The organism is Pseudomonas sp. IT-347P (assembly GCF_949768005.1).
Taxonomy (GTDB): Bacteria; Pseudomonadota; Gammaproteobacteria; order Pseudomonadales; family Pseudomonadaceae; genus Aquipseudomonas.
Genome location: NZ_CATKPQ010000003.1, coordinates 1 through 20,683, shown reverse-complemented (window position 1 = coordinate 20,683; position 20,683 = coordinate 1). Strand labels below are relative to the sequence as shown.

Here is a 20,683-nt window from a genome sequence, read left to right as displayed (position 1 = left end):
GAGCCTGCTCGCGAAGGCGTCAGTAAAGTCACCCTACAGCGGCAAATACCGACTCAACAAAGCCCGCAACGCCGCTGGCTTGACCGGTTTGGCCAGATAATCCAGCCCCGCCGCATGCACCTGCGCGACCATCTCCGGTCGCCCGTCAGCACTGATCACCACCCCCGGCACCGGTTCACCCAGGCTCGTGCGCAACCACGCCATCAACTCGGTGCCGGTATCGCCGTGATCGAGGTGATAGTCGACCAGCGCCAGTTGCGGCCGCACGCCGTCATTTAACAGCGCTGCACATTCTTCACGATTGCGCGCCGTCCAGACCTGACAGCCCCAGCGGCTGAGCAGGCTGTTCATGCCGATCAGAATGCTGTCTTCATTGTCGATGCACAGCACGCGCGCGCCGCTTGGCAGCTTGCCATTCACTTCGGCGGCAGCGCTTGCCGGCTGGACCTGCGAGCGAGCGAGCGGCACGCTGACGCTGAACACACTGCCGCGCCCCGGCCACGAGCGCACACGCAAGCTGTGGCCGAGAACGCGGCACAAGCCATCGGCAATCGCCAAACCCAGGCCGAGGCCTTTTTCGGCGCGGGTCTGATGACTGTCGAGGCGTTTGAACTCCTCGAAAATCACCTGCTGTTTGTCTTCCGGAATCCCCGGCCCACGATCCCACACCTCCAGGCACAATTCACCGCCACGTCGACGTACGCCGAGCAGCACCGGGCCTTTGGCATAACGGAAGGCGTTGGTGAGGAAATTCTGCAGAATCCTTCGCAGCAATTTGATGTCGCTGTCGATGCGCAAATGACTGCCGCGCACACGGAAGGTCAGGCCTTGTTCCTGTGCCAGCGCCTTGAACTCGGCACCGAGAATGTCGAACAGCTCATTGACCGCAAACGGCTTGCGCTCGGGATTGATCTTGCCGTTTTCCAGGCGGGAAATATCCAGCAGATCACTGATCAAATCCTCCGCCGAGCGCAGTGAGCTGTCGAGATGCTGCACCAGTGTCTGCGCCTCGCGGCTCAAACCCTCCTCTTGATGGGAGAGGGCGGCGGAGAACAATCGAGCGGCATTCAACGGTTGCATCAAGTCATGGCTGACCGCCGCGAGAAAGCGGGTTTTCGACTGGTTGGCGGCTTCGGCGGTGCCCTTGGCTTCGGTCAGCGCGACGTTGAGTTGCGACAGCTCCTGGGTGCGCTCGCTGACCCGTTGTTCCAGCCCTTCATTGGCTTCGGTCAGCGCCTGCTCGGCCTCGCGGAACGCGGTGATGTCGGTGAAACTCATGACGAAACCGCCGCCCGGCATAGGATTACCGATCAACTCGATTACCCGGCCGTTGGGGAATAGCCGTTCAGAGGTATGCGCGCGGCCCTGACGCATCCAGTGCAAACGCCGGGCAACGTGGACTTCTGCTTCGCCGGGGCCGCACAAACCGCGTTCGGCGTTGTAGCGAATGATGTCGGCGATCGGCCGGCCGACGCTGATCAGGCCGTCCGGGTAGTTGAACAGCTCGAGATAGCGCCGGTTCCACGCCACCAGTTTCAGCGACTGGTCGACCACGCTGATGCCCTGGGTAATGTTCTCGATGGCCCCTTGCAGCAGGGCACGGTTGAACTGCAGCACCTCCGAGGCTTCGTCGGCGATGCGCACGACGTCCTCCAGTTGCATTTCCCGGCCTTCGATGGCGGCTTTCACCACCGCGCGGGTTGAAGAGGCGCCGAGCACACCGGCCAGTAAACGCTCGGTATGGGCGATCCATTCGCCGTCGGCATTCTGGTTCGGGTTGAAGCCTTTGCCCTGACGATAGGCAAAACGGATAAAGCTTTGCCGCGCGCGTTCCTCACCGACAAATCGCGCGGCCAGTTGCAGCAAATCGTCGATCTGCACCGCCAGCATCGAGCGTGCACTCGGCCGCGCACTGATCTCCTGACCGATGAAGCGCCCGGCCTGCCAGTGCTCCGACACGCGCGTACGCGACAACACTGAAACCCAGGCGAACAAGGTGAAGTTACCGGCCAGCGACAGCACCACGCCTTGGGTCAGCGGAGTAATCGGCAAATTCAGCGGATTGCTGTGCAGCCAGGCCAGCCCCGGAAAACTGCTCAGCGACCAGCCAAGGCTGTGCGCGGCAATCGGCAGGATCAAGGTGTAGAACCACAGAAACGTGCCGGCGGCCAAACCGGCGAAAACACCACGGCGGTTGGCCTGTTTCCAGTACAGCGCGCCGAGCATCGCTGGCGCCAATTGGGTCACCGCCGCGAACGCGATCTGGCCGATGGTCGCCAGACTCGCGGTCGAGCCGAGCAGGCGATAGCTGACATAGGCCAGCAGCAGGATCAGCACGATGCTCACACGGCGCACCGAGAGCATCCACTGGCGGAACACTTCGAACGGGCGCTCGGCGTTATTGCGCCGCAGCAGCCACGGCAACAGCATGTCGTTGGAGACCATGGTCGACAACGCCACACTGGCGACAATCACCATGCCCGTGGCCGCCGACGCGCCACCGATAAATGCCAGCATCGCCAGCGCCGGATGCGCCTGTGCCAATGGCAGACTGATCACGAAGGAGTCGGGCAAGACGTCACTTGGTAGCATCATCTGACCGGCTAAAGCGATCGGGACTACAAACAAAGCAGCCAGTGCGAGGTACGCTGGAAACACCCATTTGGCCAGGCGCAGATCCTGCGGATCAATGTTCTCGACCACGGTGACGTGGAACTGCCGGGGCAGACAGATGATCGCCATCATTGCCACACCGGTTTGCACCACCATCGACGGCCAGTTGATGGTTTCTTTCCAGTATTCCTCCAGACGCGGGGCAAGCATGGCCTGGTTGAACAGGTCGTCGAAACCGTCATACAGCCCGAATGTGACGAAGGCGCCGACGGCGAGAAACGCGAACAGTTTGACCAGCGATTCGAAAGCAATTGCCAGCACCATGCCGCGGTGGTGCTCGGTGGCATCGAGGTTGCGCGTACCGAAAACGATGGTGAACAGCGCCAGCACCAGCGACACGATCAGTGCGGTGTCCTGAGCGCGGGTGCCCATAGCGTCGGCACCGGCGCCGATCAACAGGTTCACGCCGAGGACAATGCCTTTGAGTTGCAGGGCAATGTAGGGCAGCACGCCGACCAGACAGATCAGCGCCACCACCACCGCCAGCGATTGCGATTTGCCGTAGCGCGCGGCGATAAAGTCAGCGATGGAGGTGATGTTCTCCTGTTTGCTGATCATCACCATCTTCTGCAGAACCCACGGTGCGCCCACCAGCAGCAAAATCGGCCCGAGGTAAATCGGCAGGAATGACCACAGTTGTTCGGCTGCCTGGCCGACCGCACCGAAGAACGTCCAGCTGGTGCAATAAACTGCCAGCGACAGGCTGTACACCCAGGCACGCATGCGCGGCGGCAACGGCGCGCTGCGGCGGTCGCCGTAGAAGGCAATGGCGAACATGATGGCCATGTAGGCCAGGGCGACGGCGGCGATCAGCCCGGTGGACAGCGACATGCAACACTCCCGACAAAAGACTCCCCGGCAATCCTGCCCGGGCGGACAGTCTCGCATGCGCGGGGCGGTTAGTCAGTGTCGACCAAGGTCGTGGCGTGGCGGGGTGTCGCAGGCGTGGAACCGGGTGGTTTTTGTGGTGACCGGGCGGGCCTCTTCGCGAGCAGGCTCGCTCCCACTTTCTGGAATGCATTCCCTTGTGGGAGCGAGTCTGCTCGCGAAGGCGTCAGTCCTGGCGCAGCGCAATATCGATCAGCCGATGCAACTCATCCACCTCCAACGCCGCCGCCGAAAACAGAATGCGGAACACCACTGGCGCCACCACCAGATTGATCAGCCGATCAACACTCGGCGCAGCTTCATTCGGGTGCCGCTCAATGATCGTCTGCAATTGCGCACCAATGATCGTCACGCAATAGCCCGGCGTAGCACTGGCCTGCACGTCACGCATCATGTTGCGCCCGGGCTCGGAGCTCATCTCGTCGAGATACTGCTCGGCCCACGCACGGATATCGCTGCGCAAGCTGCCGGTCTGCGCCGGCTCGCTGTCCGGGCGCATGCGGGCGAGGGCGACGTCGGCCAACAACGCCGCCAGATCACCCCAGCGCCGGTAAATCGTCGACGGAGTAACCCCGGCGCGCGCGGCGATCTGCGGGACGGTAACGCTCGAGCGCTCCTGTTCTTGAAGGAGCGCACGGACCGCCGAATGAATTGCATCCTGCACCCGGGCACTGCGGCCGCCGGGGCGTAAACCTTCTTTAATAGCCATGGGGCAGACCTTAACACAAAGAATTTGCTTTAAGCGCGAGGCGGTAGCACACTCCGCAAAAGCAAAAAATTAGCTTTTGCGGAGTGTGCCCATGACCAGCCTTGCATCCAATCGATCCAGCCTGTGGTTTCTGGCGATGACTTTACTGAGTTTTCTCGCCGCTTCCACCGCGCCGACGCCGTTGTATCACCTGTATCAGGATCAACTGCACTTCTCGGCCGCGGTGCTGACGCTGATCTTCGGCGTTTATGCACTCAGTCTGCTGGCGGCTTTATTAACTGTCGGCTCGCTCTCCGATCACCTGGGACGCAAACCGGTAATCTTCACCGCCGTGCTGCTCAACGCATTGGCGATGCTGCTGTTTATCTACGCCGACAGCGTGGCATGGCTGATCAGCGCGCGCGTTCTGCAAGGGTTTGCCACCGGCATGGCCACCGCGGTTTTAAGCGCGACATTGCTCGACACCGATCGGCAGCATGGGCCGCTGATCAACAGTGTGGCGCCGTTGCTCGGCATGGCCTTGGGCGGCATGGGCTGTGGTTTGCTGGCGGAGTTTGCCCCGGCACCGTTGCAACTGACCTATTGGCTGCTGCTCGCGCTGTTTGTAGTGCAGGGTCTATATGTCTGGCGCTTGCCGGAAAGCGTCAGCCCGCAAGCGGGGGCGTGGGCCTCGTTGCGGCCGACCTTGCACGTGCCGACTCAAGCGCGAGCCACCTTGTGGCGGGTGTTGCCGCTGAACACGGCAACCTGGGCGCTTGGTGGTTTCTACGCATCGCTGGCGCCGTCATTGGTGCGCACCGCCACAGGCTCGAACTCCAATCTGATCGGCGGCGCCACCGTCGCAGCCCTGACGGTGACCGGTGCATTGATGATTTTCACGATGCGCAATCGTCCAGCTGTTCGCGCCTTGCAGTTGGGGGCGAGCCTGCTGCCGGTCGGTCTGGTGTTGATTCTGCTGGGTGTGCACAGCGCCAGTCTGGCGCTGTTTTTCCTAGGCACGCTGGTGGCCGGTTGCGGTTTCGGCTCGGGATTTCTCGGCGCCGTGCGCAGTCTGGTGCCACTGGCCTTGCCCCATGAGCGCGCGGGGTTGATGGCGGCGTATTACGTGCTCAGTTATCTGGCGTTCTGCCTGCCGGCACTGCTCGCCGGGCACTTGTCGCGCAGCTACGGTTTGCTGGCCACCACCGATGGTTACGGGGTGGTGTTGATCGTATTGGCGATTGGCGCACTGTTGCTCAGCCTGCGCCCAGCCGCAGCCAAAGCATGTAGCGCTCCATAACCACGCCGGTTTCGGTTAGCCTTGCCCGGCCTTCTTCTCAAGGATCGATCCATGAAGATTATTCGTAGCAAGACGTTCACCGCCGAGCGAGCCTGGGGCGCGCTGGACATCGCCAACATGAACGGCATCACCACGCGCCTGCACTGGACGGATCAGCCGTACAAATGGCACGTCAACGACGGCGAGGAAGTGTTCGTCGTGCTCGACGGCCAAGTGCTGATGCATTACCGCGAACTGGGCGAAGAAAAACAGGAGCAGCTCAATGTCGGTGACATCTTCTTTGCGAGCGTCGGCACCGAGCACGTCGCCCATCCACAAGGCGTAGCGCGGATTCTAGTGATCGAGAGTGAGGGCAGCGTTTAATCGCTTATTGGTAAAACAGATAACAGTTAGAGAAATTACCCGTTATATAGATATTCGATTCAGTTCTACCATGGACTCAACCTCACCAGAGGAGAGGACTCCATGATGACTTGCCCCCACACTGCCAAACCTGGCCTGAAGCCGTTCCGTCAGCTTCAGCATCCGCGTGAAGTGATCCGCCAGTTCACCCCCAACTGGTTCGCCGCGACCATGGGCACCGGTGTGCTGGCACTGGCGTTGGCGCAACTGCCATTGGCCATTCCCGGCCTCCATGCGATCGCTGAAGGTTTGTGGTTGTTCAACATTCTGTTGTTCACCGTGTTTACCGCTGCCTACACCGCGCGCTGGATTCTGTTCTTTGATGAAGCGCGACGGATTTTCGGTCACTCCACGGTATCGATGTTCTTCGGCACGATTCCCATGGGCATGGCGACGATCATCAACGGCTTTCTGCTGTTCGGCCTGCCACGTTGGGGCGACGGGGTGATTCATCTCGCCGAATTGTTGTGGTGGATTGATGTGGCCATGTCGCTGGCTTGCGGCGTGTTGATTCCCTACATGATGTTTACCCGTCAGGAACACAGCATCGACCAGATGACCGCGGTTTGGCTGTTGCCGGTAGTGGCAGCAGAAGTCGCGGCAGCCAGTGGTGGTCTGCTCGCACCGCATCTCAGCGATGCCCACGCACAACTGGTGGTTCTGACGACGAGCTATGTGCTCTGGGCCTTTTCCCTACCGGTAGCGTTCAGCATTCTGACGATCCTGCTGCTGCGCATGGCCCTGCACAAACTGCCCCACGAAAACATGGCGGCGTCGAGCTGGCTGGCTCTTGGCCCGATCGGCACCGGAGCGTTGGGGATGTTGCTGCTGGGCGGTGATGCGCCAGCGATCTTCACGGCGAACGGTCTGCCCGGCATCGGTGAAATTGCCTCGGGCCTCGGGCTTGTCGCCGGGATTACCCTGTGGGGTTTCGGGCTGTGGTGGATGTTGATGGCGCTGCTGATCACCGTGCGTTACTTGCGTGATGGCATCCCGTGCAACCTCGGCTGGTGGGGATTCACCTTCCCGCTGGGCGTCTATTCGCTGGCAACGCTGAAACTGGCGAGCACCCTGAACCTGACGTTTTTCAGCGTAGTCGGCACGCTTTTGGTGATGTTGCTGGCGGTGATGTGGCTGATCGTCGGTAAACGCACCGTACAAGGCGCCTGGCGCGGCGAGTTGTTTGTCTCGCCGTGCATCGCAGGTTTGAAGAAATAATCTGAAAAGTTTAGGTAAGGTGTGGCCTGGATCGCGCTTCGAGAATCCAATAAGCAGTACCCAGGCCTCTCTACCTTAAACATCAGGGAAACACGGAAGATGAGTCACCCCTCACAGTTCAACCTGCTGCGCACCCGGCGCTTCCTGCCATTCTTCATCACGCAGTCCCTTGGCGCGTTCAACGACAACGTGTTCAAGCAGTCGCTGATCCTTGCCATTCTCTATCGGCTGACCATCGAAGGTGACCGTTCGATCTGGGTCAACCTGTGTGCGTTGCTGTTTATCCTGCCGTTTTTCCTGTTCTCGGCATTGGCCGGGCAGTTCGGGGAAAAGTTCGCCAAGGACGCGCTGATCCGTCTGATCAAGCTCGCGGAAATTGCCATCATGGCCGTAGGATCGATCGGTTTCCTCTTCGATCACTTGTCGCTGATGCTGGTGGCGCTGTTCGCCATGGGTACCCATTCGGCGCTGTTCGGGCCGGTGAAGTATTCGATCCTGCCGCAGGCCTTGCGCGAGGATGAACTGGTGGGCGGCAACGGCCTGGTGGAAATGGGCACGTTTCTGGCGATTCTTGCCGGGACGATCGGCGCCGGGGTCATCATGTCGTCCTCCAACTATGCGCCGTTGGTGTCCTGCGCCATCGTCGGCATCGCGGTGCTGGGTTATCTGGCCAGCCGCAGCATCCCGCGCGCAGCGGCGTCTTCCCCGGAAATGCGTCTGAACTGGAACATTTTCAGCCAATCCTGGGCCACATTGAAGCTTGGCTTGGGTCAGACACCGGCGGTGTCGCGCTCGATTGTCGGCAACTCATGGTTCTGGTTTGTCGGGGCGATCTACCTGACGCAGATTCCGGCCTATGCCAAAGAGTGGATGCACGGCGATGAGACCGTGGTCACCCTGATCCTGACAGTGTTTTCGGTGGGTATCGCGCTCGGTTCGATGCTTTGCGAGAAACTGTCCGGACGCAAGGTCGAGATCGGTCTGGTGCCGTTCGGCTCGTTTGGTTTGACCGTGTTCGGTTTGCTGCTGTGGTGGCATTCCGGCGGGATTCCCGACAGCGTCAGCGGCCACAGCTGGATTGAAGTGCTGGGCTTCGTGCACACCTGGGCGGTATTGGTCGACATCCTCGGCCTCGGCGTATTCGGCGGCTTCTACATCGTGCCGCTGTATGCCTTGATCCAGTCGCGAACGGCCGAGAACGAGCGGGCGCGGGTGATTGCCGCCAACAACATTCTCAACGCGTTGTTTATGGTGGTCTCGGCCATCGTCTCGATCGTGCTGCTGAGTGTGGCCAAGCTGTCGATCCCGCAGTTGTTTCTCGTGGTGTCGCTGCTGAACATTGGCGTTAACGCCTACATCTTCAAAATCGTCCCCGAATTCAGCATGCGCTTCATGATCTGGCTGCTCAGCCATTCCATGTACCGAGTCGAGCACCGCAACCTTGAGGCGATTCCGGATGAAGGCGCGGCATTGCTGGTGTGCAACCACGTGTCGTTCGTGGATGCGTTGCTGATTGGTGGCGCAGTGCGTCGGCCGATTCGCTTTGTCATGTACTACAAGATCTACAACCTGCCGGTGCTGAACTTTATCTTCCGCACTGCGGGGACAATTCCGATTGCCGGACGCAACGAAGACATCCAGATTTACGAAAAGGCCTTCACCCGGATTGCCCAGTATCTGAAGGACGGTGAACTGGTGTGCATCTTCCCGGAAGGCAGGCTGACCGCGGATGGCGAGATGAATGAGTTCAGGGGCGGCCTGACGCGGATTCTCGAAGAGACGCCGGTGCCGGTGATTCCACTGGCATTGCAGGGGTTGTGGGGGAGTTTCTTCAGTCGCGACCCGAATAAAGGTGTGTTTCGGCGGTTGTGGTCGCGGGTGACGTTGGTGGCGGGTTCGCCGGTGGGCGTTGATGCGGCTGAGCCGGCGAAGTTGCAGGGGTTGGTGGGCGAACTGCGCGGGGCAGTCAGATAGCCGGCGAATCGAGAACCTCTTCGCGAGCAAGCCCGCTCCCACAGTTGACCGTATTCCAATGATGGAGCGCGGTTGAATGTGGGAGCGGGCTTACTCGCGAAAGCGGTAGAGGCTTAGGCGCTGACCTTGAGGCCAATCAACCCGGTAATGATCAACGCCACACTGGCCAGCCGAATCAACGCCATCGACTCGCCAAACAGGATGATCCCGGCAATCACCGTGCCCACCGCGCCGACACCGGTCCAGATCGCATAGGCCGTACCCAACGGCAACTCTTTCATTGCCAGACCCAGCAGGCCCAGGCTGATGGCCATGGCTGCAATGGTCAGAACGGTGGGGAGTGGGCGGGTGAAGCCGTCGGTGTATTTCAGGCCGACGGCCCAGCCGACTTCAAACAGCCCGGCGAAAAACAGAATGATCCAGGACATAAGAGACCTCCATCGATTGACGGGGTCGTCCCCAGATTAATGACTCGATCGAGCCGCAGGGTCGTCCCCGCGTTGCGCGCTAGTTTGACCAGCATTAACCCGGGGATCAAGTTGGCGGGTCAGTCGGCCGCTCGCTGCGCCAGTGCCTCGCGATCTTCTTTTTCACTCATGCGTCGGAAGTACGTCGACAGCAGTGCCCCGGAAATATTGTGCCAGACGCTGAACAGCGCGCTCGGCACCGCCGCCAATGGCGAAAAATGCGCACTGGCCAATGCCGCGCCCAATCCTGAATTCTGCATGCCGACCTCCAGTGCCAGCGATTTGCGCTGGGCCAACGGCAGCTTGAACAGGCGCCCGGTGAAGTAGCCCAGCAGATAACCGAAGCTGTTGTGCAGCATCACCACGGCCATGATCAGCAGGCCCGATTCGGCGATTTTTGCCTGACTGGCGGCCACCACGGCGGTGACAATGATCACGATGCTGACCACCGACACCAGCGGCAACACATCGACGGCGTGGCGAACCTTGTCGCCGAGGACGCGTTGTGCGACGACGCCAAGAATGATCGGCAACAGCACCACTTGCAGGATCGACCAGAACAGCTCCATGAACGACACCGGCAACCACGCCGACGCCAGCAGCCAGATCAGTGCCGGGGTCAGCAGGGGCGCGAGGAGGGTGGTGACGGCGGCGATGGCCACCGACAACGCCAGGTCGCCGCGGGCCAGCCAGGTCATGACGTTGGACGAAGTGCCGCTCGGGCAGCAGCCCACCAGAATCACCCCGACGGCGATTTCCGGCGGCAGGTGAAACACCTGGCAGAGCAACCACGCCACACCGGGCATGATCACGAAATGCGCGACCACGCCCAGCGCCACACGCCACGGATGGCGAGCGACGGCGGCGAAGTCTTCGAGTTTGAGGGTCAGGCCCATGCCGAACATCACCAGACCAAGCAGCGGCACGATTGCGCCTTTGAGGCCGAGGAACCACGCCGGTTGCAGGAACGCAATCACAGCGAAAATCAGAACCCAGTAAGCGAAAGTGTTGCCGACAAAGCGGCTGAGTGCAGCCAGTGCGCGCATGGCCTGATCCTTATTATTAAATGAACATCAAAAAACCAATTGTGGGAGCGGGCTTGCTCGCGAAAGCATCGGGTCAGCCAAGTTAATGGTGAATGACACACCGCTTTCGCGAGTAAGCCCGCTCCCACATTGGGATTTCACAAGGCGTTAGATCCCTTGGGGAGTCTCTTCACCACCCAGCGCTTCAACCAGCGCCGGCAGGAAATCGCCGAAGGTCAGCATCATCAGGGTGAAGCTGGCATCCAGTTGCCCCAGCGCCTCATCACCGCCATCCTGTTCCGCCTGGTCCTGCAACAGATCTTCGAACTTCAGACGTTTGACCGTCATCTTGTCGTCGAGCATGAACGACAGTTTGTCCTGCCAGGCCAGCGACAGCTGAGTGACCACTTTGCCGGTGCTCAGGTGCAGCTGGATTTCTTCGCTGGTCAGGTCCTGACGCTTGCAGCGGACAATGCCGCCGTCTTCATGGGTGTCGCGCAGTTCGCACTCGTCCAGGACATAGAAGTCATCAGCGGCTTTTTGTGTGGTGACCCAGTCAGTCATGACCGCAGTCGGTGCCATTTTCACGGTCAACGGACGCACGGGCAGGGTGCCGATCACTTCACGCAAGGTCGACAGCAGGTCTTCGGCACGTTTCGGGCTGGCCGAGTTGACCAGAATCAGGCCCTGTTTCGGCGCGATGGCAGCGAAGGTCGACGAGCGACGGATAAAGGCACGCGGCAGGAACGCCTGGATGATTTCATCCTTGATCTGATCGCGTTCCTTCTTGTAGACCTTGCGCATCTGCTCGGCTTCGATCTCTTCGACCTTTTCCTTGACCGCGTCGCGCACGACGCTGCCCGGCAGAATACGTTCTTCTTTACGCGCGGCAATCAGCAGGAAGTCACCGCTGACGTGCACCAGTGGAGCGTCTTCGCCTTTGCCGAACGGCGCGACGAAACCGTAGGTGGTCAACTCCTGGCTTGCACATGGACGCGCCAGTTTGGTGGCCAGTGCAGTTTCCAGCGCCTCGGCATCGACAGGCAGGTCTTGGGTCAGGCGATAGATAAGCAGGTTTTTGAACCACATGGGGTGAGTCTCTCCTTTATACAAAGGGGGGCATTATTGTCTTCGCCGTCCCATAGGCCAACCCTTCTCTAAGCCTTTGGAAGGCCTGAGAAAATTATTTAAAAAAGTGCTTGCCAGAGGTTGGGTCGCTCCGTAGAATGCGCGCCACACCGAAGCGAAGGGTGATTAGCTCAGCTGGGAGAGCGTCTGCCTTACAAGCAGAATGTCGGCGGTTCGATCCCGTCATCACCCACCATTCGTTTCAAGTGTTTAGCGCAGCGGTAGTTCAGTCGGTTAGAATACCGGCCTGTCACGCCGGGGGTCGCGGGTTCGAGTCCCGTCCGCTGCGCCATATTCGGTAACCTGGAACACTGAACGCCAGGTCACCACGGAAAAACCCGCCAAGGCGGGTTTTTTTCTGCTCCAAGGTTGTACCCGCGGGATGTGTCGTTTTACCGGTTTTCGGATTTATTTGAAAAAAACTTCAATTAAATCAACACTTTAAGAAAACTTGTGGCATAATGCGTCCCGTAACGAAGCGAAGGGTGATTAGCTCAGCTGGGAGAGCGTCTGCCTTACAAGCAGAATGTCGGCGGTTCGATCCCGTCATCACCCACCATTCGTTTCAAGCGTTTCGCGCAGCGGTAGTTCAGTCGGTTAGAATACCGGCCTGTCACGCCGGGGGTCGCGGGTTCGAGTCCCGTCCGCTGCGCCATATTCGGAATCTGGAACACTGAACGCCAGAGTCCACAGAAAGCCCGCCTTGTGCGGGCTTTTTGTTGTCTGCGATTTGTTAAATCCCTGTGGGAGCGGGCTTGCTCGCGAAGGCGTCAGGTCAGCCAACACATTCAGTGAATGACTCACCGCTTTCGCGAGCAAGCCCGCTCCCACCCCACCGCCTCACGGCGCGGCATTCTGGCTGTGCCGATAGTCGCTGACCGCTTCATACACCGCTTTACGCAAGCGGTTGATCCCGCCAACAGGTCGATGCGCCTCAATCCCGAACCACGGATTGAACGACAGGTTGTCACACGCCAGATTCAGCGCCAGCGTATCGAAATCCTGCGCCGGCAGGGTGATGCGCGCCACGGTTTCGAAGGGTGAATCCTGCTCGCGCCATTCGATGCTGGTGTCCTCGAGCGGCATGTACTTGTTGGCATCCTGACGCTGAATCTGCAGTACGAAGCAGGCGGGTACCCGATCCGTCGACAATTGCTGATTCAATGCGCTGCGCAGAAAGTTCGGCAGATCGCGGTTCTGCTTGGGCAATGTGTACGCCGGGCAATTGTCCGGATCGGGTGCGACGCGAAACTTTGCATTGGCCTCGCCGAATTTGTAGGGCGACACCGAAAAGTATGTGATTGCTGTCGGGCTATCCGGTGCTGGCGACAAGGTTGCCAGGGCGATAAACAAATGGCGGATCTGCCAACTGCGCGGATCCCATTCCGGGAAAAAAGCCATGACTTTCTTGCCGTCAGCCTGCGCCGCCACATTCTGACGGTACTCGGCGACATCGCTGACAAAGAAATTCGGGTGGCTGAACATCACAAAATCCTGTTCAGGCAGTGCCTGACGGTTGCCGAGGAACTGTTTTCCCGGAACGTCGAGCAGTTTGATCGCCATGCCCCGGGCGTCACGAATGCTGTCGAACTGTGGATAGGCATTGCCGTTGGACAGGCGCATCATCGCCTGCCAGGTTTTACCTGGCTCACTGAATACGCCTTGTCGCAACGACTGCGCCAGTTCCGGCAGCACCTGCACCTGCGCCTTCACACAGCCATGAGCCTTGGCATGTGCGTCACGCAGATAACGGGTGCCTTCGCGATGCTGATCGACGATGCGCACGGCGGTCTGGATTACGTCCTGCGTCATCGCCGCTTCGCCGGGCGGAACTTGCTCCAGCGCCGACACCGGACCGCGGTGATGCCAGGCAAACCATGCCGTGGCGATGGCCCAGCCGAGCAAGCCGATGGCGACGATTATCAGCAGGGCTTTGCCAAACAGCCGTCCAGACCACAGCCAGATTCTGGCCAGCAGCGGCACTTCTTTCTTGAAGGTCGAGATCATGGCAGTTGCGCCTCCAGGGGGCCGCCGAGGACTTTCAGGTACTCAAGCAGCGCCCAGCGTTCTTGCGGCTGCAACAGCCGGCCAATCACGCCGTTGCTGCGTTCGCCGACACGGAATTCATGGCCGCTGTTGTGGTTGCCAGTGATGCGCGTGTCGAAAAGGAAGCCATTGCTGAACGCTTCGGTGCGATAGCCCAAATGCCGCGGATCGTATTCGAAGCTGCCTTTGAAGAAGGTGGTGGCGCGTTCGTCCTGCGGCGACAGCAATTGATAAATGCTCGACACCGAACCGTTGTGCAGAAACGGCGGGGTGGCCCAGACACCCGCCAGCGGGCGGGCCTTGTAGGCGACTTTTTCGCGCACGCCGATCGGCAGGCCGAAACCGTCCAGCCGTGGTTTTTCCAGCGGTGTGACGTTGGCTTCGCGGTAGGCGCGGTCTTCGACGAACGCGGTCACGTACGCCAGACCCTTGGCCACCGACATTTGGCTCAGGTCCAGCGGTTCCTTGGGTGTCGGATGCAGTCGGACGTCCATGTTTTCCAGTTCTTTCGGATTCCACTGCAAGGCTGTCAGGTCGAAACGGTGGCTGGCGATATTGTTGGCGGCGGTCGGGTCGGTACCGATGACATCGACGGGCAGCATGTGCAAATGCTGCACCCAGCGTTCACCTTCCTGAGTCTGACGCGGAACATGGCAACCGGCGCAATTCTCGGCAAACAGCGCGCGTCCCTTGGCAGCCAGGGGTTTGTCGATGGCGCCAAACAGATCCTCTGGCCAAGCGGGTGGTTTGAGCTTTTGCAGGGTTTCTTCGATTTTGTGCAGATCACGCACGCGCACGCTGGAGGCATAGCGTGCGTCACCCTGCAGTGGCTGGCCGTTGTCATCGAAAAAACTCAGCGTGGCGCCGACGCCCAATGCTTCACCGATATTGCGCGCCATTGGCTGCTGCGCCGAACCGTTCCACTGCACCCAATCGAATGTCCACATGTCCCAGAGCTGCGGATAATCCACCGGGGCATTGGCCACGCGGTAGTTGGCGGGGGAAATCGCATCGCCAAACGTCGCGTTGGCAATGCGTCCGAAGGCATCGGCGCGGCCGGGGCCTTCTTCAGTCGGGTAGAGGCCGCGATGGGTATCGTTCCAGGCGACTTTGAGGAATGTATTCAGTGAGATTTTGAAGTCTTTGCGCAATTGCTCGTGGCGCGTGTCGTATTCGTCGCCCAGCACGGTTCTGGCGAAACGTTCGAATTTCCATGGGTTGTAGTAAGTCGCGGTCAGACTTGCCACCAGTGCCTGTCCGAAACTGCCGCCGCGCAAAGTAGGCACACTGGAAGGCAGCACATGTTGCGCGGTACCTCCGTCGATTCGTAAGGCCTGACCTTTGAAGCGCAATTCGCCGGTGTGGCAAGCGGCGCAAGTGATGTCCAGATATTGCTCGGAGCTGCCAGGATTCTGCTGTCGGGCAAAACCGACAGGAAGGTTGCCGGGGTTGTTCGTCGTGGCTTTCTGCTGTGGATCGGTCAGAAAACCAAAGCGCGCCAGGTAATCGGGCGAGGCGAAACGTTGTGCCGAGAAGGGCAGTTCCAGCGCCTGGAACCACTCATAGCGCAGGCCTTTGACTTGCGTACCCTGAGGCGTGAAATAGTAGGTTTGCCGATCTTCGTCACTCCACTGGTCGAGGTAATGCACCTGTTCGGCGGGGGTGTAGAAGGGTAGTTTGGGATTGGCGACGTAATACAGGACCACGGCGAGAACCAGTCCCAGCAGCACGACGATCAGGGTCAGCACACGGAATAAGAGGCGCAAGATAAACATCCTTGTCGATTTGTTCCGCTGTTATGCCTGAGCCTGGCCCTATGCGGCAAGTGGCCATTACGCCAGATGATGCAAGAAGTCACGACGCCATTTGCCGGGAGAAGATGACAGAAGCTTCATCGTCGCTTCGCGCCAATGCGTTTTAATCCCTGAACTTATCGGAAGTTTCCTGCTCTCATGCCGGTAGCCATTGGTCGTGGCGGCCTGATAAGCTCGCGGCTTTACTCGATTGCCCTTTCGGCGCATGAACAAGGAAATAGCATGAAACAGCATCGGTTGGCGGCGGCGGTTGCCCTGGTTAGCCTGGTCCTCGCGGGTTGTGATTCGCAGACCAGCGTAGAGCTGAAAACCCCGGCGCAAAAAGCTTCCTACGGTATCGGCCTGAACATGGGCAAGAGCCTGGCTCAGGAAGGCATGGATGATCTGGACTCCAAAGCGGTAGCCCAGGGCATCGAAGATGCCGTCGGCAAGAAAGAACAGAAGCTGAAAGATGAAGAACTGGTCGAAGCCTTCGCCGCGCTGCAAAAGCGTGCTGAAGAACGCATGGCCAAGATGAGCGAAGAGTCGGCAGCCGCCGGCAAGAAATTCCTCGAAGAAAACGGCAAGAAGGCGGGTGTAACAACTACCGCTTCGGGTCTGCAATACGAAGTGGTCAAGAAAGCCGACGGCCCACAGCCCAAGCCGACTGACGTCGTGACCGTTCACTACACCGGCAAGCTGACCAACGGCACCGTCTTCGACAGCTCCGTCGAGCGCGGCAGCCCGATCGATCTGCCTGTGAGCGGCGTGATCCCGGGTTGGGTTGAAGGTCTGCAACTGATGCACGTTGGCGAGAAGTACAAACTGTACATCCCTAGCGATCTGGCTTACGGCGCGCAGTCGCCAAGCCCGGCAATCCCGGCCAACTCGGTTCTGGTCTTCGACCTGGAACTGCTGGCCATCAAGGATCCAGCCAAAGAAGCCGCTGCCGCCAAGTAAACGGTAACGGGTCTGCCAACAACGCCTCGCTTATGCGGGGCGTTGTTGCATCTGGACCCCGGCAAGGGTAAACAGAGCGAACCGATGGCGGTCGCGAGAGTCATAGCCAATGAGACTGCCATCGCTAGCCGCCCTGAGCAGCCAAGTCAATGAAATATTGGGGTTTTTTATGTGAGTAAAAAACGCCCGATCTGAGCGCAGCCCTTATGAAACGGGGCTTTCAGCGCTGAAATGCAGCTCTGTTCACAAGGTTATCCACAATTTGTGTGGATAACATTTCAACGGGAGGAATAGATGAAAGCTCCGTGGAATTTCGCTCGATTCCTGCCCTTGGCCGGCCGCCTGCTCGCGCGTGGCCGTTTGCCGACCTTGCTGTTTGCGGTCGCCAGCAAAGGCGCCGCGCAAGGCAATCGTCTCGGTAAACTCAAGGACGATTTACGTCTGCTCCAGGCATTGTGCCTGGCCTACTGGCGCGGCGAGTACCGCGCCATCAGTGGCAAAGCGCTGGTATCGGTGGTAGCGGGCTTGATGTACTTCCTGAGCCCGGTGGACGCGATTCCGGATTTCATTCCCGTGTTCGGCATGCTCGACGACATTGCCGTTCTCGCCTGGCTGATGAAAACCCTCGACGACGAGCTCAATGCATTTCGCGTGTGGCGCAATCGCCAGCAGCCGGAAAAACTCGCCGTGGTCGAACGCCTGCCGGATACCCCCGAACAACTGCAGCTTCAAGGCCCGAAAAAAACCTGAATCTCAGCAACCACGTAGAGATAGATACCCCCCGCGACCTTGGCCGCTGTTAGGATTACACTTCTAGGGAAAAGTGCCGACTCGCTAAGTGTTGTTGTCCTACGGGGTAGTCATGGATATTCAGATAATTGCACGCGATGGCGAACCCGAATACGCGGTTCTGCCGTGGGCTCAGTATCAGGCTCTACTGAAAGCAGCAGGCATCAATGAAACACCGTCGCGTCCGGCAGCCACGCCGCTCGCGGCCACATCAGACCCGATTCTTCCAGGTCTGGATCAACTACGCAGTTTGCGCGAAGGGAAGGGCATCGCTATTGAGGCGCTGGCCCGCACGGTAGGCATCAGCCCGTCTTATCTGGCCATGATCGAAAGTGGCGAGCGTCAGCCCGACGCCGCGATTCGCCGCAGCCTGGCCTGGGAACTGACGGTGCCAGGGTGGAGGGATGAATCGTGAGCGTACGCATCAGTCGTCAACATTGGGACGGATTGCTCGGGGAACTGGATCAGGCGCGCCGCCAGCGCCATCTACTGACTTATCGGGCCTTGCTCGAACGGTTGCAATTGCCGACGCCGGCGATGCAAACCTTGACCGCCGCACTTGAGCATCTGGCGGCGCTGGATGCCAAGGCTGAACAACCGTTGCGCAGTTCGCTGGTGATCAGTCAGGGCGCCAGCCGCTTGCCTCGCACGGGTTTCTTCGAATGCGTTGAACGTCTGGGGCGTTTTTCCGGGCCGTCCGACGGCGTTGCTGCGGCTTCCTGGCATGCCTCTGAAGTGGTCAGGGTGTTCGAATACGAATACCCGGAATCGGCAGAGGCCTGAGTGTTTTTACGACTCAAGGCACGGGCCAGTTACTGGCTGGCGCGCAGGCTGTTTCACTGGTCGTGGTTTGTCCGCCAGCCCCGAGGCTGGCGCTGGCTCGAAGGTCAGTTTGCGCGCATGGCCAACCTTGGCGATGTCGGTGCGCAAAGCTTCTACGGGCACATCCTGACCTTTCGCGGTGTCGGCCTGGGTGCGCGTGAAGAAGGTGTGCGGCTGTTGCGGCTGGCGGCACTCGCGGGTGATGGCAAAGCGGCTTACCAGGTCGGTGTGATCAGCTTGGCCGGGACGCCGAGCAAACCGCCGGACCCTGTCGAAGCCGCGCGCTGGTGGGGTATGGCGGCCAACGCCGGGCACCCGTTGGCCGAGCTCAAATTGAAAGAGTTGAGGCATCGCGACTCAACACTGTAAATCCATTTATGTCTGCTCAAATAAACGCGGCGTGAGGTTTTCCTCACGCCGCGTTTGCGTTTTTGCGCGCCTGTTTATCTATAAGTGCTTTTTTACAGATAAGTCCTACAGGTATCGCCTACTTTCCTGACTTCTTTCCTGATTGATCCCCCGCACAGTTCCCGCGCCTAATTTTTGCGCGAGGGAACGCTCATGTTTGATCCGCTTATTCAGTCCACTTCGCCCACCCGCGTGCGTTGATGGAAGCCGTCACTCGCATCGAGCAAGCACTCGACAGCTTTCCGCAAACCCTCAGCCTTTACCGCGAACAGCTCAAGCATTGGGCCAGTCTAGCGGCGGACAAGGTCAGCCACGCCGCAGATCTGCCGTCGCTGATGGGCATGGAGCGGATCATTCGCTTCGGCTCCGACAGCACTGCCGTCAGCAGCACTGACAACGAATTTTTCTCAGGTGTCGTCCAGTGCCCGAAGAGCGGGGTGATGGAGATCGAGAGCAAGTTTGAGTCGGTGTACGACATTGCGCTTGGCAACATTGTGGTCGATGTGATCGCCATGGATGGTGGTGAAACCACGCCCGTGACGCTCGACGCGCAGGGCAAGGGCTCGTTCAGAGGCGTCGCGGGGAAGTTCTACCGGGTGCAGGTGCACAGCGAGGTCACTGAGAGTCAGGTCGAAGACCTGTTCAAAGCCTATGACGGCCTGACCGCTGAGCTGGACGGCTGGTTACGCAGCGAGTGGCAGGGTTTCAAACCGCAGTGGTCGCAGTCGGTGGCGACGGCAGCGGGCAACGGCATGCTCGCCGGGAGTTGGGCGGCGATCGAGGGGGTGTGGGACAGCATCGGCCTGCTGTCGGACATTCTCAAGGATCCCGGAGCGTTTGCCGAGCGGTTGGGGGACGGTGCCACGCAGTTGATGGAGCTGGCGCAAGCGGCTCCCGATGTCATGGAAAAGCTTCAGTTGCTGGTTAGTGACGAAGCTGCACTGTGTTTATTGCTGCGCACGGCCAGCCTTTGGCTGGAGATGCTGCCGCCCAGTGAGGTCGCCGGCAAAACCGCTGAAGCGGCGTCGATGATGATGGTGCAACTGCTCATCGATGTGCTGATCAGCGTCGTTTTAACGTTTGTCAGTGGTGGTGCCGGCCTCGCTTATCTGACCCTGCGTCTGGCGGATCGCGCCGTGCAATTGCTGTCGGCGGTGAAGCATTTGGTGAAGGCGATGTTCGGCATCGTCGAAGGGTTCATCAAATACGTCGGTCAATACAAAAGCGTTGCCGCCCGAGGCATCGCCGCCGGGGTGAAAAAGGGCCGGATGCAATTGCGCTGGGATGCACAGCGCAACACCTTGTTGAAGAAAGACGAGCATCACGACGACTCGCCGGCTCAGGCGAAAAATCCCAATGGCGACAGCGCCGATTGCGTGCCCCGCACCTGCACCAACGGCTGCCCGGTGTCGATGGTCACCGGCGAAGAGCTGCTGACCCTGACTGATGCGGTGCTTGATGGCGTGTTGCCGTTCGAGTTCAGCCGCTTGTATCGCTCCAGCGCCGTCGAACTCGATGTCGGCCTGGGCTTTGGCTGGAGTCATTCGCTGGCGCATCGGCTGGAATTTTTCGCTGATGAGGTTGTTTGGGTCGACCACGAAAACCGCCGCACCCGCTTTCCGTTGCCGAGCGTTGAACGGCCAGCGATTCACAACAGCCTGTCGCGGGTGGCGATCTTTCTGGGCGATGAACCGGAGGAACTGATCCTCGCGCTGGCCGGGGACGCGGCGCGGTTCTTTCACTTTCGCGCAGGCCGTTTGACGGCGATCAGCGATGCCTATGGCAATCGTCTGACGCTGCAGCGCGATCGCTCTGACCGGGTGCAGCGCCTGGACAACGGCGCCGGGCGCTCGCTGCTGTTGCGCTATGAGCGGGCGCAGTTGCTCGGGGTTGATTACCAGGTGTTTCGCGACGGTGCCTGGAGCACCGAACAGACGCTGGTCAGTTACCGCTACGACGCCTATCAGCGCCTGATCGAAGCGACCAACGCCGTCGGCGACAGCGAGCGTTACGACTACGACGACGCTCACGTGATCCTGCAGCGGCAACTGGCCGGCGGGGCGAGTTTTTTCTGGGAGTGGGAACGTTCCGGTAAGGCTGCC

The 20,683-nt window shown here is 59.7% G+C and carries 17 protein-coding genes and 4 tRNA genes; 14 read left to right on the top strand and 7 right to left on the bottom strand.

The window, feature by feature from the left end:
• Positions 1-33: 33 nt before the first annotated feature.
• Positions 34-3,504, bottom strand: a complete 3,471-nt coding sequence (locus ACM6IV_RS01690) for a NahK/ErcS family hybrid sensor histidine kinase/response regulator (protein WP_414868472.1) — start codon at positions 3,502-3,504, stop codon at positions 34-36.
• Positions 3,505-3,727: 223 nt separating this feature from the next.
• Entirely contained in the window at positions 3,728-4,270 is a 543-nt protein-coding gene (locus ACM6IV_RS01685; protein ID WP_414868471.1) for a TetR/AcrR family transcriptional regulator, read from the bottom strand.
• 91 nt (positions 4,271-4,361) lie between these two features.
• Between ACM6IV_RS01685 and ACM6IV_RS01680 the strand changes: the two genes are divergently transcribed.
• The 4 genes from ACM6IV_RS01680 (at position 4,362) to ACM6IV_RS01665 (ending at position 9,143) form a co-directional block, all read left to right on the top strand.
• Positions 4,362-5,549 carry an MFS transporter gene (locus tag ACM6IV_RS01680; RefSeq protein WP_414868470.1) on the top strand — a complete coding sequence of 396 codons (1,188 nt, stop codon included), beginning with the start codon at positions 4,362-4,364 and terminating at the stop codon, positions 5,547-5,549.
• A 51-nt stretch (positions 5,550-5,600) separates the two neighbouring features.
• Complete coding sequence (locus ACM6IV_RS01675; protein WP_414868469.1) at positions 5,601-5,912, top strand: cupin; 312 nt, start codon at positions 5,601-5,603, stop codon at positions 5,910-5,912.
• A 105-nt stretch (positions 5,913-6,017) separates the two neighbouring features.
• Entirely contained in the window at positions 6,018-7,169 is a 1,152-nt protein-coding gene (locus tag ACM6IV_RS01670; RefSeq protein WP_414868543.1) for a TDT family transporter, read from the top strand.
• Between the two features lie 99 nt (positions 7,170-7,268).
• Positions 7,269-9,143 carry an MFS transporter gene (locus tag ACM6IV_RS01665; RefSeq protein WP_414868468.1) on the top strand — a complete coding sequence of 625 codons (1,875 nt, stop codon included), beginning with the start codon at positions 7,269-7,271 and terminating at the stop codon, positions 9,141-9,143.
• Between the two features lie 113 nt (positions 9,144-9,256).
• Here the strand turns inward: ACM6IV_RS01665 and sugE are convergent, their stop codons facing one another.
• The 3 genes from sugE to rdgC form a co-directional block, all read right to left on the bottom strand.
• On the bottom strand, positions 9,257-9,571 hold the full coding sequence (gene sugE, locus ACM6IV_RS01660) for a quaternary ammonium compound efflux SMR transporter SugE (protein WP_122597317.1): 315 nt from the start codon (positions 9,569-9,571) through the stop codon (positions 9,257-9,259).
• A gap of 119 nt (positions 9,572-9,690) precedes the next feature.
• A complete protein-coding gene (locus ACM6IV_RS01655) occupies positions 9,691-10,656 on the bottom strand; it encodes a bile acid:sodium symporter family protein (RefSeq protein WP_414868467.1) in 966 nt (321 codons plus the stop codon).
• A 147-nt stretch (positions 10,657-10,803) separates the two neighbouring features.
• A complete protein-coding gene (gene rdgC, locus ACM6IV_RS01650; RefSeq protein ID WP_250604176.1) occupies positions 10,804-11,724 on the bottom strand; it encodes a recombination-associated protein RdgC in 921 nt (306 codons plus the stop codon).
• Between the two features lie 159 nt (positions 11,725-11,883).
• On the opposite strand from rdgC, the gene ACM6IV_RS01645 reads away from it, so the two are divergent.
• From ACM6IV_RS01645 to ACM6IV_RS01630, 4 genes are all read left to right on the top strand, one after another.
• Positions 11,884-11,959, top strand: a tRNA-Val gene (locus ACM6IV_RS01645).
• Between the two features lie 19 nt (positions 11,960-11,978).
• Positions 11,979-12,055: transfer RNA gene (locus ACM6IV_RS01640), tRNA-Asp, on the top strand.
• A 191-nt stretch (positions 12,056-12,246) separates the two neighbouring features.
• A tRNA-Val gene (locus tag ACM6IV_RS01635) sits at positions 12,247-12,322 on the top strand.
• A gap of 19 nt (positions 12,323-12,341) precedes the next feature.
• Positions 12,342-12,418: transfer RNA gene (locus ACM6IV_RS01630), tRNA-Asp, on the top strand.
• A gap of 185 nt (positions 12,419-12,603) precedes the next feature.
• Here ACM6IV_RS01630 and ACM6IV_RS01625 read toward each other — a convergent pair.
• Both ACM6IV_RS01625 and ACM6IV_RS01620 read right to left on the bottom strand, forming a co-directional pair.
• Positions 12,604-13,770: a catalase family protein gene (locus ACM6IV_RS01625; RefSeq protein ID WP_414868466.1), complete on the bottom strand. Its 1,167-nt coding sequence runs from the start codon at positions 13,768-13,770 to the stop codon at positions 12,604-12,606.
• Complete coding sequence (locus tag ACM6IV_RS01620; protein ID WP_414868465.1) at positions 13,767-15,575, bottom strand: di-heme-cytochrome C peroxidase; 1,809 nt, start codon at positions 15,573-15,575, stop codon at positions 13,767-13,769. Before ACM6IV_RS01620 ends, ACM6IV_RS01625 begins: the two co-directional genes overlap by 4 nt.
• 270 nt (positions 15,576-15,845) lie before the next feature.
• Between ACM6IV_RS01620 and ACM6IV_RS01615 the strand changes: the two genes are divergently transcribed.
• From ACM6IV_RS01615 to ACM6IV_RS01590, 6 genes are all read left to right on the top strand, one after another.
• The gene (locus ACM6IV_RS01615) at positions 15,846-16,562 is read left to right on the top strand and encodes an FKBP-type peptidyl-prolyl cis-trans isomerase (RefSeq protein WP_007919751.1); all 717 of its coding nucleotides are present in this window, start codon (positions 15,846-15,848) and stop codon (positions 16,560-16,562) included.
• A 294-nt stretch (positions 16,563-16,856) separates the two neighbouring features.
• On the top strand, positions 16,857-17,312 hold the full coding sequence (locus ACM6IV_RS01610; RefSeq protein ID WP_414868464.1) for a YkvA family protein: 456 nt from the start codon (positions 16,857-16,859) through the stop codon (positions 17,310-17,312).
• A gap of 112 nt (positions 17,313-17,424) precedes the next feature.
• Positions 17,425-17,766: a helix-turn-helix domain-containing protein gene (locus tag ACM6IV_RS01605; protein ID WP_414868463.1), complete on the top strand. Its 342-nt coding sequence runs from the start codon at positions 17,425-17,427 to the stop codon at positions 17,764-17,766.
• A complete protein-coding gene (locus tag ACM6IV_RS01600; RefSeq protein WP_003223109.1) occupies positions 17,763-18,134 on the top strand; it encodes a hypothetical protein in 372 nt (123 codons plus the stop codon). The genes ACM6IV_RS01605 and ACM6IV_RS01600 overlap by 4 nt, the downstream gene beginning before the upstream one ends.
• Positions 18,135-18,542: a sel1 repeat family protein gene (locus tag ACM6IV_RS01595; RefSeq protein ID WP_414868462.1), complete on the top strand. Its 408-nt coding sequence runs from the start codon at positions 18,135-18,137 to the stop codon at positions 18,540-18,542. It abuts the gene before it with no gap.
• A 239-nt stretch (positions 18,543-18,781) separates the two neighbouring features.
• Positions 18,782-20,683, top strand: a 1,902-nt coding sequence (locus ACM6IV_RS01590) for a DUF6531 domain-containing protein (protein ID WP_414868461.1), incomplete at its 3' end; no start/stop codon positions are given.